Below are 16,228 nucleotides of genomic sequence, written 5' to 3'. Positions count from 1 at the left end.
CCATTCACACCCTCTGATGCTCTCGATCGAGCACCTCGGCCACCGCTACCCGAAGGCGCCGGGTGCGGCGCTCGACGACGTGTCGCTGCAAGCGCGGCGCGGCAGCGTGCTCGGTCTGTTGGGCCCGAACGGCGCCGGCAAGACCACGCTGATCTCGCACCTCGCCGGCCTGCTGGCCTTGCAGCACGGCGAGATCCTGATTGACGGAGAGCCGCTGCACGCAGTGCGTGCCAAGGCGCCCACGCGCATTGCCGTCGCGCCGCAGGAATACGCGTTCTATCCGATGCTCAGCGTGACAGAGAACCTGAGCTGCTTCGCCGCGGCCGGCCGCCTGAATGGCGCCAAGCGGCAAGAGCGCATCCAGGCCAGTCTGGCCTTTGCCCAGCTCGAACGTTTCGCCGGCACGCGAGCCTCGCAGCTCTCAGGCGGCCTGAAGCGCCGGCTCAACCTCGCGATTGCGCTGCTGCCCCAACCCGAGCTGATGCTGTTCGACGAACCCACCGTCGGTGTCGACCCGCAATCTCGCGCCTTCATGCTCGATGCGATCAAGACGCTGGCCAAGCAAGGCGCCTCGGTCATCTACACCTCGCACTACATGGAAGAGATCGAGGCGATCGCCGATGACGTGGTGATCCTCGACCACGGCCGCGTGCTGCGCGCTGGCTCGCTCGACGACCTGCTGGCGCAAGACCAGATGGTGATGACGCTGGCCGCCGACGGCATCGCGCCCGACGCCTTGCAAGTCTTGTTGTCGCGATTCGGAACCGTCGACGCGCTGGGCGACCACGTGCGCCTGCTGCTGACCGCGCCACCCGCCACGGTGCTCGCTGCGCTCGATGCGGCCGGTGCCCGCGTGCGCCATGCCGAATTCGGCCGCAGCAACCTCGAGCAGCTCTTCATGTCGCTCACCAAGCGCTCGCTGAGGGACGACTGATGCTGGCCGCACTGATCAAGAAAGAGCTGCTGGCCCTGGTGCGCGACCCGCACGGCCTGGTCGCGATCTTCGCGATGCCGGTGATCTTCATCATCATCATGTCGCTGGCTCTGAAGGATTACTACAGCCCACCGCAAGGTGCCATCCACTACGCGGTCGACGTACGCGACAACGGCGCGCTGGCGCTGTCGCTGCTGCGCAGCTGGGAGAAAAGCCACGGCAAGCCCGAGGCGCTCGCGGCCAATTGGCAAGAACAGCTGCGCAGCGGCCAACTCAAGTACGTGCTGGTGCTGCAACCCGGGTTGTCGGCCGAACTGGAGCTGCCCTCGCTGCCCGCCACCGCGCGCATCCGCTTCCTGACCGAACCAGGGCTCGACAGCAACCTCTTCAATTCGCTGCAAGCGCAGCTGGCCGGCACGGCGGGCGAGTTGAAGGCCCGCACCGCGCTGGCCAACACCGATGCACCGCCACCGCCACCGAACGCGTCGATGCTCACGCTGATCCAGGCCGAGCGTTTCGCGAGCCAGAGCGGCCCGCGGCCCAGCTCCGTGCAGCAGAACGTGCCGGCCTGGCTGGTGTTCGGCATGTTCTTCGTGATCGCATCGCTGTCCAGCCTGCTGGTGGAAGAGCGCAGCAACGGCACGCTCGCGCGGCTGCACAGCCTCGGCGTGCCGCGCAGCATGCTGCTGCTGGCCAAGGTGGTTCCCTACCTCGGCGTGAACGCGGTGCAGGCCGTGCTGATGCTCGCCGTCGGCGTCTGGTTGATGCCGCTGCTGGGCGGCGATGCCTTGTCGCTCGCCGGCATCCACTGGGGTGCACTGGTGACGGCGCTCGTGGCCATCGGCCTGGCGTCGGTGGGCATGGCGATCGCACTCGCCTGCGCGGTGCGCACGCAGGCGCAGGCCGGGGCCATCGGCCCGATCGCCAACGTGCTGATGGCTGCCCTCGGCGGCATCATGGTCCCCAAGTTTGTGATGCCTGTGTCGATGCAGCGACTGGTTGAACTCTCGCCGATGAACTGGGGCCTCGAAGCCCTGCTCACCGTGCTGCTGCGCGGCGGTGACGTCGCGAGCACCCTGCCCCACGTGTTGCGGCTCGGCGGCTTCGCCGTGCTGATGTTTGCGATCGCCCTGCTGCTGTTTCAACGCCCTGCCCGATGACCGACCTCACCGCCGAATTGAAGACGCTGATTCTCGAAGCCGCCGAGAAGCCCGAACCGCCCGGCGGCCTCGGTAACGACGAAGCGCTGTTCGGCCCGGACTCCCGCCTCGCGCTCGACTCGCTCGATGCGCTGCAGGTCTCGATGGCAATCCAGGAGCGCTATGGCGTGCGCATGCCGGACAGCAAGGAGACGCGGCGTGCCCTGACGTCGGTTGCCAACCTGGCGGAGCACCTCGCCCAGCACCCGGGCCGACGCAAGGCATGAACGAGGTCTACCTCGCCGGCCGCGGCCTGGCTTCGGCACTTGGGCCCGACCTCGCCAGCGCGCTCGTCGCGTTGGGCCAAGGCGGCGTGGCGCCGACGCGCTTCGAGGTGGCCGGCGGATTCTCCTGGCCGTACTACGCGATGGCCGACGACGATGCCGCCTGGATGGCCCGCGCCTGCCGCATCGCGCAGCGCGTGTCGGCCGAGAGCGGCGCGCTGGCCGGCCCGCGTACCGGTCCGCTGTTCCTCTGCTCGTCGTCGCTCGACATGGGCGCGCTCGAAGACCACAGCATCTTCGACGGCAGCGACCCCAACTTCCCGGCCCTGGTCGCCAGCTGGCTCGATTGGCGCGGTCCGGTGTTCGCCATCTCCACCGCTTGCACCTCGGGCCTGAATGCCGTGCTCAGCGCACGCTCGCTCATCCGTCACGGCCACGCCGACCACGCGCTCGTGCTGGGCCTGGAGCTGCGCAACCGCGTCACCGTGGGCGGCTTCGGCGGCATGCAGCTGCTCAGCGCGACACGGTCGTTGCCCTTCGGCGCAGGCCGCGCCGGCCTGGTCCTCGGCGAAGCGGTTGCGGCCTTGCACCTGTCGTCCCGTCCCGCGCGCTGGCGGGTTGCGGGCGGTGCGAACGTGGTGGATGGAAAAGACCCCGCGGGGCCTGTGCCGGGTGCCGTGGTCGCGATGTGCCGGCAGGCGCTCGCCGACAGCGGCGTCGCGGCCGGCGACATCGCCCTTATCAAGCCGCAAGCGGCCGGCAGCCCGTCGGGCGATGCTGTCGAAGCGCAGGCCTTGCGAGACGTGTTCGGGACACTGCCCGCGCTGGTCTCGCTGAAGGCGTCCATCGGCCACACGCTCGGGGCCTCTGGTGCAGCCGAATTGGCCTTGCTCACCGCCTGCCTGGAATCGGGCATCTGGCCGCGCGTTGACTACCCGCTGGATGCCGCGTTGAACACTCCCTTGGCCGAACAGGCACCGCCGCGCGCACGCCATGTGTTGGCGAACATCCTCGGCTTCGGAGGCGGCCACACGGCCGTCGTGCTGGAGGACGTCGAAGCATGAGAGTCACTCCGGTGAACGCCTGGCACATCAGCGCCCATGTGGTCGTCGACCCCTTGCCCGCCGACTGGCGAGAGCGCCTGGCCGAGCGCCTCGGCCAACGCCCGCGCCGCATCGGCCCTTTTGCCGAACTGGCCTTGTACGGCGCACGCCTGTGCCTCGATGCCGCGGAAGAGACCACGCTGCCGATCGGCACCGCACTGCGCATCGGCAGCCGGCTGGCGCCGATGGCGGCAGCCCGCGCCATTGCCGAGCAATCGCGCACCGGCTTGCCGATGCCGTTTAACTTCATGCAAAGCCAGCCGAGCCAGATGCTCGCCGCACTCAGCCAGCAACTGGCGTGGCAAGGCGATGCCCGCTTCGCGTTGTGCCAGGACGCACACGCTGCACTGCAACTCGCACAACAGGATGCAGACGCGTCAAACGGCCTGCTCATCGGCTGGATTGAAGAAGGCCAGCGCACGGAGTGGTGGCGCCTGATTCGCAACGCTTGAACGCGATCGGGAGATCCACGTTCAAGTGAGCAGCTACTCGCAAATACCAATTTACAAGCGTTTGTAATTTACGTCGTCGCACCAGTCCGAATGGGCCTCACGGCACACGCTTTGCCTACTGACGCAGAGGTCGGGGCTGCTGTGCAAAGGGATGCACGGGCGCCAAAAGCGCAGCCAGCCCGCGGCCGGAAGTCTTGACCGGTCAAAGGGGAATCCGTATGTCAGATGTGCCGATGGCGGGTGCGATAGCCAGTGCAATGCGCGCAGAAACTCATCCGGGACGATTGTTTCCCAGCGCACCGCCATCCATCCAGGCGTTCGTGGCCGCAGTGCTCGAACCGCTGGTGACACTGGCCTGTTTTGCACTGGTGGTGCGATGGCAGGGCGAACATGTCGACCGGCCCGGGTTGATCCTTTGCATGCTCGTCTTGGTGCTCACCTTTCCGGGTGCCAACCGCTTCAAGGACAACGCCCTCACCGCCGGCATTCACATCGTGGCCGACTGGGCCGCCGTGGTGGCCATCTTGCTGCTGTGCGGGTATGCCACCGACAGCTTCATCTTTTTCTCCAGCTCCACGTTGATGTGGTGGGCGGTGCTGACACCCTTTGTGCAATGGGGCTCGGTGGTGGCAGGCCGGCACTGGTTGGACCGCATCAATGAACGGCCCGAGTTCAAGCGACGCAGCGTCGTGGTCGGGGCCGGAGACAACGGCGTGCGGATGGCGCAGGCGTTGGCCTCGCAGAACGACTGCGTGCACGAACTCGTTGGCTTCTTCGAAGACCGCGGTGCTGAGCGCGTGCATGCAGACGCCCTCGGCCGGGTGCTGGGCCGCGTCGACGACGTGGTCGAGCATGTCAAGCGCGAAGGCATCCACAACGTCTACATCACGCTGCCGCTGACCGCTCAGCCGCGCATCGTCGAGTTGCTCAGCAAGCTGCAGGACACGACCACCTCGGTGCACTACGCACCTGACGTGTTCGGCATCAACGTGATCCAGGGCCAGCTGCAAGACATCAACGGTGTGCCCGTGGTCAGCCTGCTCGAGTCGCCGATCACCGGCACCAACCACCTGATCAAGCGCGCCACCGACATCGTGCTGGCCTCGCTGATCCTGGTCGCGATCTCGCCGGTGCTGGCCTTGCTGGCATGGGGCGTCAAGCGAAGCTCGCCGGGGCCGGTGCTCTTCAAACAGCGGCGCACCGGGCTCGATGGCAAGGAGATCCTGGTCTACAAGTTCCGCTCGATGACCACGCAAGACAACGGCAGCGTGGTGCAGCAGGCCACGCGTGGCGATTCGCGCATCACGCCCTTCGGCGCGTTCATCCGACGGACCTCGCTCGACGAGTTGCCGCAGCTCTTCAACGTGCTGCTCGGCAGCATGAGCCTCGTCGGCCCGCGGCCGCACGCAGTGGCGCACAACGAGCAGTACCGCAAGATCGTCCAGGCCTACATGCTGCGCCACAAGGTGCGGCCCGGCATGACCGGCTGGGCCCAGGTGAATGGCTTCCGCGGGGAAACCGACACCGTCGAGAAGATGGCGGCACGCGTCCACTACGACCTGGAGTACCTGCGTAACTGGTCTCTGGCACTTGACCTCAAGATCATCGCGCGCACCGTGCGCGTCGTCCTCTTCGACCGCAATGCGTACTGACATCAGCTCCGAAGGGAGCGAAAACACTTGGTATGGCCCAGCATCTGGTTCGCTGGTTTCTGGCTCCTCTCAAATTTCTGTTCTACAAGTTTCTGGCCCGCGGCTTTTTGCGGGTTCGCCATTTGCCTTGTCGTTGCTGACGGCGGCCATCTGCCTGCTCATGGCCACCAAGGCCATCGCGCAAGACGCCCCCGGAGGCAGCTCGGGCAACTCGGGCAGCACCAGCAGTTCAGACAGCGCCGCACCGGCGAACAACGCGTCCGGTAACAACGCCACCGACAGCAACGAACAGAGCCCCTATCTGCTCGGCGTCACGCAGACCTTCACGTCCGAAGACAACCTGTTCCGCGCGCCAGAGGGCAGCGGCCTGGTGGTGAGCGACCGTATCTCTTCCACCGGCGTGCGGCTTGGCGTGAACCAGCCCCTCGGCCGGCAGTTCTTCAGTGCCGACCTGGCGGCCAACGTGAACCGCTATCGCACCAACACGCAGCTCAACAACACCGACTACCGTGCCGCAGTCAAGCTGAACTGGCAGACGGTGGAACGCGTGTCGGGCGAGATCAGCGCTGCGCAGACGCAAAGCCTCTACCGGGAGCAAGCCGGCAGCGTGATCGACACCCAACGCAACCAGCTTCGCACCACCGCGGTGGGCTTCCTGGCGCGGGTGGGCGTCAGCACCCGCCTGTCGTTCGAGGCCGGTGCGGCAGGCAGCGAGAACGACTACAGCGGCACCGACGTGGACAACCAGGACGTGCGCCAGCACTCGTTCAACGCGGGCGTGCGCTACGGGCCCAGTTCATCCGTCAACACCCGGCTGAACTTTCGCCACAGCGAGGGCACGTACCCGCGCTTCGGCGCGGGCCCGGACGACTTCACGCGGAACGACATCGACCTCATCAGCACCTTCGAGGCCACCGGCGCAAGCCACCTCGACACCCGCCTGAGCGCCACACGAGAGCGCCACAGCGTGCAGTCCCAGCGCGACATCAACGGCTGGACGGGCGCACTCGGCTGGCGCTGGCAGCCCACCGGCAAGCTCACGGCGGCACTCAATCTGGTGCGCGACAGCAGCGTCGGGCAGACCGGCTTCGATTCATCGCTGATCAACGCTTCGTCGAGCGACACGAGCCTCGCCCAGACCGCCGCGCTCACCGTCACCTGGGCGGCCACCGCCAAGATCCGCGTGATCCCGAAGGCCAGCTACGTGCACCGCAAGCTCGACAGCGGTTTCGACTCCACCCTCGGCAACACCGCGCTCGAGGGCACCGACAACACCACCAACGTCGGCCTGGGCCTGCGCTGGACGCCCATCAACGCGCTCGACCTCGGCTGCGACGTGGCGCGCGAGCAGCGCAAGGTCAAAGGCAACGCCGGCCTGAGCTCGCCGTACACCGCTTCCGTGGTGAGCTGTTCCGCGCAGTTCGCCTTGCGATGAACCTGTTCACCAGGAGCGCCGTTTGCTCTGAATGTTCCGACCTCAACCTCAGGAGAACCCATGAAGAAGAAGATCCTTGCAAGTCTGGCCTTTGCCGCCATGGCTTTGGGAAGCACGGCCTCCCATGCCGCGCTGGCGAGCTGCGATGACCCGCTTACCAGTGCCATCGGCCAACGCTTCTGCGCTGAGGTGTTCGACAACCTCACACCTGGTGCCTACAACGTCAGCTTTGAATATCAGGCTGAAAAATTTTCCGGTAATGGCGACAAAAACCTGACATTCGGGTTCCTCTTCGACAATCTCAAGGGTGCAGATACGCGCGGCGTGCTCCACGATTCCACCGCCACAGCGGGCTGGAACACCTACTCGTTCGTCTCGCAGATCGGCGGCGACGCTTCGCTGATCTTTGCCCTGCGCGGCGTGCCCAGCACCAACTTCGGCATGTCGCTGCAAAACATCCAGGTTGCGGCCGTTCCCGAGCCGGCCACCTACGCCATGATGCTGGCAGGTCTCGGCGCCATCGTCTTCGTGAGCCGCCGCCGGCGCCTCTGAGGGTTCAAGCTTGTAAAGCAAACGGGCCGCATTCGCGGCCCGTTTTTCTTGGCAGGTGCGCCTTCGATCAGGCGCGCGCGTCACCCCAGCGGTGTCCGCGGTCTTCATCTCCCACGTAGCTGGTGGCGCCGCTGCGGTTCACGCAGTACTGAGGGGCGATGATCATCTCTTCGAACAGCTGATCGACGCCGATGCGGGTGTACTCGAACAGCACGCTGCGCTTCACGTTGGCACCCTTGCGCAGGTGGCTGCCGGTGCCGATCCAGCTCGGCCCCACCAGCGTGACGCCGGGTTCGATGCGAACGCCGGAGCCGATGTACACCGGCCCGGTGATGTCGACTTCGTCCCAGGCGATGTTGGTGTTGAGCCCGACCCACACACCCGGCCTGACCTCGCGGCCCGGCATTTCCATCTGTGCCACTTCGCCCATCAGGACGCGCTGCAGCACGCTCCAGTAGTCGCTCACACGGCCGATGTCGATCCAGTTGAAGAAGCGGCTTTGCGCGTAGAACGGCAGGCCCTTCTCAGCCAGCAGCGGGAATAGGTCGCTGCCGATGTCGAAGGTCTTGCCGCTCGGCACGAGGTCGAGCACCGACGGCTCGAAGATGTAGATGCCGGTCGACGCGAGCGTGCTCTTGGCGGCTTCGGGCGTCGGCTTCTCCTGGAACTCGACCACGCGGCCGCTTTCGTCGGTGCTGACGATGCCGTAGCTCTGCACCTCTTCGCGCTTCACATTGAGCGCGACCACGCTGGCCATCGCGCCCTTGCTCTTGTGCTCGAACAAGGCTGCGCCGAGGTCGAGGTCGATCAGTGCGTCGCCGCACATCACGAGCGTGGTTTCGTCGAAGAAGCCGGAGAAGTCCTGGATCTTCTTCATGCCGCCGGCCGAGCCGACGGGTTTGGGCACCACGTCGCCGTGCTCGCGCACGCCTTCGTAGGAGTAGCCGATCTCCACGCCCCAGCGGCTGCCATCACCGAAGTGGTTTTCAATCTTCCAGTGGTTGAAAGCGACGTTGATCATGATCTCCTTGATGCCGTAGCGAGCAAGGTGTTCGATCAGGTACTCCAGCACCGGCTTGCCGAGGATGGGCACCATCGGCTTGGGCATGTTTTTGGTCAGCGGGCGTACCCGCGTTCCCTGCCCTGCGGCGAGGATCATTGCTTTTGCCATGTTTTCCTTTCGTTTTCTTGGAAGCTTCGAGAAACCAGCGGAGGCCTGATTTTCACCGTGAAGGAGACTCACGCCCTGAGGCGCCATTGCCGCCTCATGAGCCAATGTACGAGGGTAGCGATTGCCGCATAGCAGGCAATCCCCAAGCCAAGTGCCATTAGAAGCCCCAACCAGCGTTGCGCGTCGAGCCCAATGTAGGGCAAAGCCAACATGGCCACCGCCGTTGCCAGCGTCCCGACCACCGCCGGGAGCGCCGTACGGCCCAGCGCCACCCACGACAGCGAGAGCTGCCGCTTGACCGCCACCTGCATCACCACGCAGCCCGCCATGGCGCCGGCAGCGAAGCCGGCCGCCACGCCGCCCATGCCAAAAGGCGACAGCAACAGCGCCAGCGTGACCGACAGGCCCAACTGCAAGCTGGACAGGCGGATGGCCCGGTCGCTGCGCCCGGTGGTGAATGACAGGCTCTGCCCCAGCCAGAAGGCGGACTGGCTCACGTACGCCACTGAAAGCCAGCCGAACAGGCTCGCGCTCTGGCGCCACTTTTCGCCAAAGACCACCACCACCATGGGTTCGGCCACCAGCGTGGCAATGGTGTAGATGGGCGCCAATAGCAGCAGCGTCCACCCGAGAACGCGGGTGTAGCTGAGCGCCAGGGCCACCGGGTCGCGCTGGCGCTGCACGAACATGCTGACCCCCACCCGGCTGAGCGACGCGGCCACCACCAGATAGGCCGCCGACAACACCCGCTTCGCGAGGTTGTACAGGCCCGTGGCCTGAGGCCCGAGCAGAACACTCACGAGCGCAGCGTCGCCATTGCTGTTGGCGTAGCTGACCAGCGAACTCAGGCCGACACGCCGTACCTCGGCCGCGTTGCTGCGCATGAGCGCAGCCGACCAGCGCCAGCGCGGCCGCCAGATGCGCCACTCGGCCACCACCGCGATCGTCAGCCCGACGATGGCCATCACCAGTTGCTGCGCCACCAGGGCCATGGCACCGAATCCGCGCGAGGCGAGGATCAACGCCACCGCACCGCCGGCCGTCACCGAACACAGCGAGCGGATCGCCAGCAGCCTGAAATTGCCCTCGCGCAACAGGCGGGCATCGTGAGCCCGGACCAGCCCGAAAAGCAGTATCGCGATGCTCATGCCCAGCAGCACCGGCACCAGGTCCAGGGCGCCGAAGAAGCGCGCCAACGGCCACGACAGCAACGCCATCAGGCAGGCCATCATGCCTGCCACGACCGTGCACACCGTGAACAACCAGTTGAAGAGCGCGTCATCGGCCTCCGGCGCACGCACCACCGGCATGGCCACCGCATCGAGCAGCGACATGCGCACGAACTGCACCACCAGGTGGGCGATCGCCAGCAGGCCGAACTCGTGCGGCGTGAGCCAGCGCGCCAGCACCGCGAAGATCAGGAAGGACAACAGCTGCTGTACGACGTTGTCGCACACCGACCAGAGCGACTTGGCTGCCCAGCCGCCACGGGTCACGACGAACCCTCAGTCGGCGACCTCGTCAAATGGCATCTTCGACCCGGCACGTGCGGGTTTGCAGGAGAAGTCCAGTTCATGCTTTGGCGCTGCGGCAGATGCGGAAGAACCTGAAGGCGTCGACGGTGTAGCGCTTCCACAAGCGGCCCGGCTCGCGGCTCAGGCGGAACAGCCACTCCAGCCGCAGCCGGCGCACCCACATCGGCGCCCGCACCGCCCGCTGGGCCAGAAAGTCGAACAGCGCACCGACGCCAACGTAGAGCGCCGGCGGCATCTTCGCCGCGTGGTCGAGGATCCAGCGCTCCTGCAGCGGGTTGCCCAGCGCCACCAGCACCACGTCGGGCTGGGCCGCGCGGATTTGCGCACAGACCTCGTTGTCGTCGACCCCATAGCCCGAGCAGGCGCCGACCACTTCTTGGCCGAGGCGGTGCTCGATGGCCTCGGACGCATCCTGCACGACCTCGGGCCGTGCGCCGAAGAGGAACACCCTCAAGGGCAGCGGGCTGCCACGCAGCAGGCGGGGGATGAAATCGGTGCCATTCAGGTTCTCCTGGAAGCGCTGACCATGGACCATCCTGGCGGCAAGGTCCATGCCGACACCGTCGTTGACGAGCGTGATGCCGGGGTCGTCGAAACGCGATGCAAAGCCTTCGCAAGTCACCACGAAATTGGTGTTGGCAAAAAAGAGTTCGGTGTGGCGCCCAAGGGCCAGGCGCCGGTAAATCTGACTCATCAGTGCCTGCGCGTCGAACGACTTGACGCGGAAGGGGCCGATCTGAAGGGTTTGCGGGCGAGTCGTCGCCATGGTGTTGGACCTCATGCGTTGGTGGACGAATGCCGAACGGGAGCCGTCGACGAGATGGCTGCGCCCTGGCGCCAGCCGCGAACACGTGCCAGAACGCTGTGCCACTTGAAACGAGCCTGGGCCACCCGGCCCTGACACAGGGCAAGCAGCGAGCCCAAGACGGTTCGGCTGCAGACCCACGGGAAGTACCAGAGCGGGAAGCCCCCGCGCCGGATCACACGGCCGAAACCTGCCTCGTAGCGGCTCTGCCGCTCGATGGCAGCAGGCCCGAAATCGGCCGTCTTGACCGGGTGGTGCAGCACCAGGTCGTGGTCGAACTCGATGCGGCCGCCCTCCTTCATGCCGCGCAGCAGGAAGTCGGTCTCCTCACCCGCGCCCCAGGGCGTGCCGGCACCGACCCCCAGCGCTTCGTCGAAGCCGCCGATGCGCTCGACCAGCGGGCGCCGCAGGAAGATGCTGAACGAGATGGCGCCGCGCCACACGTTGAAGCGGTTGAGCTCCTGCGAGTGCGCCAGCCAGCGGCCCTCCGCACGGCCGGCCCCGTCGACGAAGCGGCCGGTGAGCCCGTCGAGCGAGGGCTGCGCCAGCAGCCGCGTCGCCACGTACGACAGCAGGCCGTCGGGGTACCAGCAGTCGTCGTCGGGGAAGGCGATCACGTCGCCAGTGGCGTAGCGCAGCCCCACATTGCGTGCGCGCGACAGGCCCGGCGCCGAGCGGTAGCGCCGGATGCTGAAGTGCTTGCGGTACTCCGCCACCAGGTCGGCGAGCCGCTCGTCGGGGTTCTGGTCGACGATGAGCAGTTCGAAGTTGCGGTGATCCTGGCGCTGCAGCGATTCGAGAAACGCGCCGACCTCGTCCTTGCGGCCGAGGGTGCCCATGATCAGCGAGAACTTCATGCCGGTGCCCCCGCTTCCTCGAAGCTGATGAACGGCAGGTGGCTCAGCCAGGCGTCGTAGACGGCGCTGATCTTTCCGTACGAGTTGTCGAGGTAGGTCACCTCGCACCCCATCAGCGCGCCGGCCACACCCGCATGCAGACGGTTGGTGCGCACGCTGCTCACCTTCTCGAAGAAGGCGAGAAAGTCGCGCGCCACCAGCTCGGACTCCTCGCGCGAGTTGAAGCCGGAGCCGTACATGTTCGACACGTCCCAGCGCGGGTCGCCGGGCGCCGACGACGTGGCCTCCACGTCCACGCGCAGAATGCTCACGTTGCCGCTGGCCTGTGGCAGGCGGCGGCTCAGTTTGTGGCGCCAGCGCAGGTAAGGAAGCAGCCGGCTCGTCTGCATGGTGCGCAGCCAGAAGCTCGCGCCGCGGTACGAGTTGCAAGTGGCAAACAGGCGCGGCACGTTGATGTAGAGCGCCATGTCGGGCGCGAACAGCAGCTTGGCGCGCGAGCCGGTGGCCTGCACGCGAAGCAGCGAGGCGGTGTCGCGGCAGACCAGCGTGAAGCGCTCGTCGAGCCGCTTGAGCAGCGGCTCGTGGCCACGAATGGTGTGCGGCATCACCAGGGCCTCGGCCACGTCCACCGCGAGGCAGCGCTCGAGGAAGCGCGCGCAGGTCATGTACTCGTTCACCAGGTTGCCGCCGCCGCTGTAGATGGGCGCGTCGCCGGCCTTGATCTGGCGCACCTGGGCGTAGGGTGGGTTCACCCCCATGTCGTCGAAGAACTGCCAGGTGCCGGCAGCGATCAGGGCGTCGCCGGCGTTGCCCTCGTTGGCGACGTACTTCAGCCGGCCGGGGTGGCGCGCGATCATGCCGCGCAGCGCATTGCGCAGCCCGTCCCACGTGTGGGCATCGTTCACCAACAGCGGCAATAGCTTCTCGCGAAGTGGGCTGTTCATAAGGGTCAAGGTCTCCGGTCGGTAGCAAGAAGGGGTGATGACTGAGGTGTGTCGGTGCGCCGCACGAGCGCATTGAGGCGGCGCTTGGTGGCCGCGCAGGCGGGGTGTTCGACGAGCAGGCTGAAGCCGGCGCAGGCCGCGATCGCGAGCGCCACGCTCGTCCAACTGGCCGGCATGCTTTCCATGAGCCCGGCCTTGTTCAGCAGGTAGAGCGCGGGCACGTGCAGCAGGTAGAGCGAGAAGCTCCAGTCGCCCAGCCACTGCAGCGGGCGGGCAGCGAGCACCGTGTCGACCGCGGTGCGGTCGTGCGAGAAGGCGAAGACCACCAGGCCGCACACCAGCACCGGCGCGAGATCGAGCCAGTAGTTTTCGCCCAGGCCGATGGTGCCGACCATGAAGAGCGCAAAGCAGATCAGCAGGCCCGCCTGCAGCAGCGTCAGCGACAGGGTGCTGATCGATACCGCACGCAGGCGCGGGTGCAACCAGCCGAGCAAACTTCCCATCAAGAAGTAGTGCAGCTTCGAGGCGACGAACGTGCCGGGCACCATGCCGCGCAGGCAGATCGCGGCCACGGTGATCGCCAGCACCGCGATGAGTGCACCGGCGCCACGGCCCGTTGCCGCGCGCTGCACGGCCCACCACAGCCCGATGAAGAGCGCATAGAACTGCACCTCGGGCGGGATGCTCCAGAGCACGCTCACATTGCCCGAGAAGAGCAGGTGGCGCAGCAGGTTCTGCGGGCCGATGGCGTACGGGAACGCCGGGTCGGCCAGCGTGTAGACCGCAAACGCCAGCAGCACGACGATGAGGTACGGCGGCGCAATGCGCGAGACGCGCGCCACGGCATAGGCAGACACGGTGCGCCGCGTGACGGGCTGGCCGAGATAGAGCAGTCCCATCAAAAAGCCGCTCAGGGTGAAGAAGACCATCACGCCCAGGTGACCTTCTCGCGCAGGTCCGAAGTGCATGCCGGCGAAGTCCGGCAGATGCGAGAACACCACCAGCAGCGCCGCCAGGCCGCGCAAGGCGTTCAAGGCCTTGATCTGGCCGTGCGAAGAAGCGGCCGAAGCCGGCGGTGACGACGTCACGGCGGCGCCCCCCACGCGGCCTTCAACACAGCCAGCTGCGGCCGGTCGACGCCATTGATCGGGTGCACGCCAAAGGCATACGCCGGCCCCCACCATGCGCCGGCCGACCAATAGGTCCACCCGGCCCAGTTGGGATTGCGCGTGGCGTCGAGCTGGGCCTTGAGGGTGTCGAGGCACTCGGGCGTCGGCGGCACGCCGAATTCCCCGAGGAACAGGCGCTGGTTGCTTGCCTTCGCCCAGTCGGTGACGCGCTTCATGGTGGCCTGCATGCGCGCAGGGTCCATGCAGTCGTTGTGCGTGCCGGAGGCGTCCTTGTCGGCGTACTGGTGCACTTCGATCACGCTGCGTTTCAGCGGGTCGTTGAGCTTCGCGAATGCGTCTGCGTTCGACAGGCCGTCGCGGCGCTCCATCCAATCATGGGCGCCGCTCCAGCCCGCGCCCGAGACGAGCAGCAGGTGCTTCGAGCCGGCCTTGCGCAATTCGGTCACGGCGTCTTGCGCGGCCTTCGCCCAGTCCGCACGCGCGGCGCTCGAGGGTTCGTTCATCAGCCCGAAGGCCACGTTGTCGGCATCGGGAAAGGCCTCGCGCATGCGCAGCCAGAAATCGCTCAAGGCCGACAGCGGCATCATCGGCGTGCCGAGTGGCTGCGTGGCGTAGCCGCCGAAGTTGTGCGCATCGAGGATCACGCACAGGCCCAACTCGCGCGCGCCGTCGATCACCTTGCCGATCATCGCCACCTCGTTCGTGTCGAGCGGGCGGCCGAGGATGCGCTGCACACGTTCCCACTTGAACGGCATGCGGATGGTGTTGGCGCCGTTGTCGGCGAAGTACTTCAGGTCGGCCGCGGTCGGGTAGGTGTAGTCCTTGAAGAGCTTGCCGGGGAGCCGCTGGCTGTTGAACTCGCCACCCGCGATGTTCACGCCACGCAGCGGCTTGTCGCCCAGGCAGGTGCCCTGCGCCGCCTGAGCGCTCGCCACCAGGCCCGACAAGCCCGCGCACACGCAGGCCCATCGCAACCAGACGGCGAACTTGCCGAGGAGGCGCGCGTTCATGCCGCCACCTTTCGGTCGTACCGCGCGCCGTCGATGGCACGTTCGTACTCTTCGACATACGCGCCGACGACGTTGCGCCAGCTGTAGGGCCGCACCGCGAGCTGCGCTTGCGCCCGTGCGGCGGCGTGGTGCATCGCCAGTTGCTGGTGGCGCTCGACGATGCGCGCCGCGGCGTCGTCCACGTCTTCCGGCACGATCAGCGGCACCCGTGTTTCTGCAGCCAGCCGCTCGAACGGTGGGATCGCGCTCAGCACCGGTACCAGGCCGGCGCTCATCGCCTCGATGGCCGCAAGGCCGAAGCCTTCGTGGCGCGACAGGCAGACCGAATAGCTCGCCCGCCCCATCGCCGTGCGGATGGCGTCGTTGTCGGGGTTGGGCATCAGCGTGAGCGCGTCCGTCACGCCCTTTTCTTCAGCCAGCTTGACGAGCGCCGGGTGGTCGAGGTCGTATTCGCGGCCCGCCATGATCATGGTCCATCGTGGGTCAATGCGGCGCAGCGCGGCCAGCAGGTCGAGCGTGCGCGGCAAGCCCTTGTTGACCGACCAGCGGCCCACGTAGATCAGCGTCGGCTGCAGCATGGGCGACGAGGCGCCGGCGAACTTGTCGATGTCGACACCGTTCTCGATCACCCGCACGCGGTCTTCAGGCACCACTTGACGGAACAGCTCGCCATCGTTCGCACTGCTGGCGAGGATGCGCTCGTAGCCGCGCGCGGTGCAGCGCGTCACGCTGTGGAAGAACATCTTCTTCGCGCGCTGCGCAAACCCACTGTGGAAGAAGCCGCCGTGCGTGCAGGCCACCATCGGCTTGCGGTGCCACCAGCGCGTGAGCGAGAGAAAGTCGAACGCGAAGTCGATGCCGTGCACATGCACCACGTCGGCGTCGCTGATGTTCTTGAGTACGGACGGGAACAGCGGGTAGCGCTCCGAGCCGCTGTACGGCAGCCGGTGCACCGGGATGCCGTCGAGCACCTCGTCGGCCGGCAACACGTCTTCGGTCTGGCGGAACACGCGGTCGAGCGTGACCACGCTCGCGCGATGGCCGTGCAACTCCTGCTGCATGCGCGCGATGTTGAACACCACGTCTTCCATGCCGCCACGCGAAGGCAAATACTGGCGCACAACATGCACGACGCTTAATTCGCTCATGTCCGCCCCTCATCTGCGGAGTACCGCAGACGATCCCCCAAGGGGATGCGGTCCGGCTTGGGAGCGGCCCGGCGCTC

At 66.7% G+C, this 16,228-nt stretch carries 16 protein-coding genes; 8 read left to right on the top strand and 8 right to left on the bottom strand.

The genetic code is table 11. The features are described from left to right. Window positions 1-16: 16 nt before the first annotated feature. From AC1DYS_RS21675 to AC1DYS_RS21640, 8 genes are all read left to right on the top strand, one after another. A complete protein-coding gene (locus AC1DYS_RS21675) occupies window positions 17-934 on the top strand; it encodes an ABC transporter ATP-binding protein (RefSeq protein ID WP_477902988.1) in 918 nt (305 codons plus the stop codon). Next, complete coding sequence (locus AC1DYS_RS21670) at window positions 934-2,094, top strand: ABC transporter permease (RefSeq protein ID WP_477902986.1); 1,161 nt, start codon at window positions 934-936, stop codon at window positions 2,092-2,094. The genes AC1DYS_RS21675 and AC1DYS_RS21670 overlap by 1 nt, the downstream gene beginning before the upstream one ends. Next, window positions 2,091-2,360: a phosphopantetheine-binding protein gene (locus tag AC1DYS_RS21665; RefSeq protein ID WP_477902984.1), complete on the top strand. Its 270-nt coding sequence runs from the start codon at window positions 2,091-2,093 to the stop codon at window positions 2,358-2,360. Before AC1DYS_RS21670 ends, AC1DYS_RS21665 begins: the two co-directional genes overlap by 4 nt. After that, entirely contained in the window at window positions 2,357-3,421 is a 1,065-nt protein-coding gene (locus AC1DYS_RS21660; protein ID WP_477902982.1) for a beta-ketoacyl synthase N-terminal-like domain-containing protein, read from the top strand. Before AC1DYS_RS21665 ends, AC1DYS_RS21660 begins: the two co-directional genes overlap by 4 nt. Continuing rightward, window positions 3,418-3,912: a hypothetical protein gene (locus AC1DYS_RS21655; protein WP_477902980.1), complete on the top strand. Its 495-nt coding sequence runs from the start codon at window positions 3,418-3,420 to the stop codon at window positions 3,910-3,912. The genes AC1DYS_RS21660 and AC1DYS_RS21655 overlap by 4 nt, the downstream gene beginning before the upstream one ends. A 218-nt stretch (window positions 3,913-4,130) precedes the next feature. Then, window positions 4,131-5,564 (top strand): undecaprenyl-phosphate glucose phosphotransferase, encoded by a 1,434-nt coding sequence (locus AC1DYS_RS21650; RefSeq protein ID WP_477902978.1) that lies wholly within the window; start codon window positions 4,131-4,133, stop codon window positions 5,562-5,564. A 127-nt stretch (window positions 5,565-5,691) separates the two neighbouring features. After that, a complete protein-coding gene (locus tag AC1DYS_RS21645) occupies window positions 5,692-6,999 on the top strand; it encodes a porin family protein (protein WP_477902977.1) in 1,308 nt (435 codons plus the stop codon). 60 nt (window positions 7,000-7,059) lie between these two features. Next, the gene (locus tag AC1DYS_RS21640; RefSeq protein ID WP_477902975.1) at window positions 7,060-7,551 is read left to right on the top strand and encodes a PEP-CTERM sorting domain-containing protein; all 492 of its coding nucleotides are present in this window, start codon (window positions 7,060-7,062) and stop codon (window positions 7,549-7,551) included. Between the two features lie 67 nt (window positions 7,552-7,618). Here AC1DYS_RS21640 and AC1DYS_RS21635 read toward each other — a convergent pair whose 3' ends face one another. The 8 genes from AC1DYS_RS21635 to AC1DYS_RS21600 form a co-directional block, all read right to left on the bottom strand. After that, entirely contained in the window at window positions 7,619-8,722 is a 1,104-nt protein-coding gene (locus AC1DYS_RS21635; protein ID WP_477902973.1) for a nucleotidyltransferase family protein, read from the bottom strand. Window positions 8,723-8,790: 68 nt separating this feature from the next. Continuing rightward, a complete protein-coding gene (locus AC1DYS_RS21630) occupies window positions 8,791-10,218 on the bottom strand; it encodes an oligosaccharide flippase family protein (RefSeq protein WP_477902971.1) in 1,428 nt (475 codons plus the stop codon). A gap of 76 nt (window positions 10,219-10,294) precedes the next feature. Further along, a complete protein-coding gene (locus tag AC1DYS_RS21625; RefSeq protein ID WP_477902969.1) occupies window positions 10,295-11,023 on the bottom strand; it encodes a WecB/TagA/CpsF family glycosyltransferase in 729 nt (242 codons plus the stop codon). A gap of 11 nt (window positions 11,024-11,034) precedes the next feature. Further along, a complete protein-coding gene (locus tag AC1DYS_RS21620; protein WP_477902967.1) occupies window positions 11,035-11,919 on the bottom strand; it encodes a glycosyltransferase family 2 protein in 885 nt (294 codons plus the stop codon). After that, window positions 11,916-12,863 (bottom strand): polysaccharide pyruvyl transferase family protein, encoded by a 948-nt coding sequence (locus AC1DYS_RS21615; RefSeq protein ID WP_477902965.1) that lies wholly within the window; start codon window positions 12,861-12,863, stop codon window positions 11,916-11,918. Before AC1DYS_RS21615 ends, AC1DYS_RS21620 begins: the two co-directional genes overlap by 4 nt. A 5-nt stretch (window positions 12,864-12,868) precedes the next feature. Next, window positions 12,869-13,951 (bottom strand): acyltransferase family protein, encoded by a 1,083-nt coding sequence (locus tag AC1DYS_RS21610; RefSeq protein ID WP_477902963.1) that lies wholly within the window; start codon window positions 13,949-13,951, stop codon window positions 12,869-12,871. Beyond that, complete coding sequence (locus AC1DYS_RS21605) at window positions 13,948-15,003, bottom strand: glycoside hydrolase family 5 protein (RefSeq protein WP_477902961.1); 1,056 nt, start codon at window positions 15,001-15,003, stop codon at window positions 13,948-13,950. The genes AC1DYS_RS21610 and AC1DYS_RS21605 overlap by 4 nt, the downstream gene beginning before the upstream one ends. After that, complete coding sequence (locus tag AC1DYS_RS21600; protein ID WP_477902959.1) at window positions 15,000-16,151, bottom strand: glycosyltransferase family 4 protein; 1,152 nt, start codon at window positions 16,149-16,151, stop codon at window positions 15,000-15,002. The genes AC1DYS_RS21605 and AC1DYS_RS21600 overlap by 4 nt, the downstream gene beginning before the upstream one ends. Window positions 16,152-16,228: the final 77 nt, after the last annotated feature.

The sequence above is a fragment of the Rhizobacter sp. P2_G4 genome (assembly GCF_056403575.1).
Note: the sequence above shows the minus strand (reverse complement) of the source record. Positions and strands in the feature narration are given on the sequence as shown.

Excerpts from the sequence above, each read along its gene's own strand:
- AC1DYS_RS21625 (WP_477902969.1), bottom strand. The coding sequence starts at position 11,023 with ATGGCGACGACTCGCCCGCAAACCCTTCAGATCGGCCCCTTCCGCGTC.
- AC1DYS_RS21675 (WP_477902988.1), top strand. The coding sequence starts at position 17 with ATGCTCTCGATCGAGCACCTCGGCCACCGCTACCCGAAGGCGCCGGGT.
- AC1DYS_RS21665 (WP_477902984.1), top strand. The coding sequence starts at position 2,091 with ATGACCGACCTCACCGCCGAATTGAAGACGCTGATTCTCGAAGCCGCC.
- AC1DYS_RS21600 (WP_477902959.1), bottom strand. The coding sequence starts at position 16,151 with ATGAGCGAATTAAGCGTCGTGCATGTTGTGCGCCAGTATTTGCCTTCG.
- AC1DYS_RS21620 (WP_477902967.1), bottom strand. The coding sequence starts at position 11,919 with ATGAAGTTCTCGCTGATCATGGGCACCCTCGGCCGCAAGGACGAGGTC.
- AC1DYS_RS21650 (WP_477902978.1), top strand. The coding sequence starts at position 4,131 with ATGTCAGATGTGCCGATGGCGGGTGCGATAGCCAGTGCAATGCGCGCA.
- AC1DYS_RS21660 (WP_477902982.1), top strand. The coding sequence starts at position 2,357 with ATGAACGAGGTCTACCTCGCCGGCCGCGGCCTGGCTTCGGCACTTGGG.
- AC1DYS_RS21640 (WP_477902975.1), top strand. The coding sequence starts at position 7,060 with ATGAAGAAGAAGATCCTTGCAAGTCTGGCCTTTGCCGCCATGGCTTTG.
- AC1DYS_RS21655 (WP_477902980.1), top strand. The coding sequence starts at position 3,418 with ATGAGAGTCACTCCGGTGAACGCCTGGCACATCAGCGCCCATGTGGTC.
- AC1DYS_RS21605 (WP_477902961.1), bottom strand. The coding sequence starts at position 15,003 with ATGAACGCGCGCCTCCTCGGCAAGTTCGCCGTCTGGTTGCGATGGGCC.
- AC1DYS_RS21615 (WP_477902965.1), bottom strand. The coding sequence starts at position 12,863 with ATGAACAGCCCACTTCGCGAGAAGCTATTGCCGCTGTTGGTGAACGAT.
- AC1DYS_RS21670 (WP_477902986.1), top strand. The coding sequence starts at position 934 with ATGCTGGCCGCACTGATCAAGAAAGAGCTGCTGGCCCTGGTGCGCGAC.
- AC1DYS_RS21635 (WP_477902973.1), bottom strand. The coding sequence starts at position 8,722 with ATGGCAAAAGCAATGATCCTCGCCGCAGGGCAGGGAACGCGGGTACGC.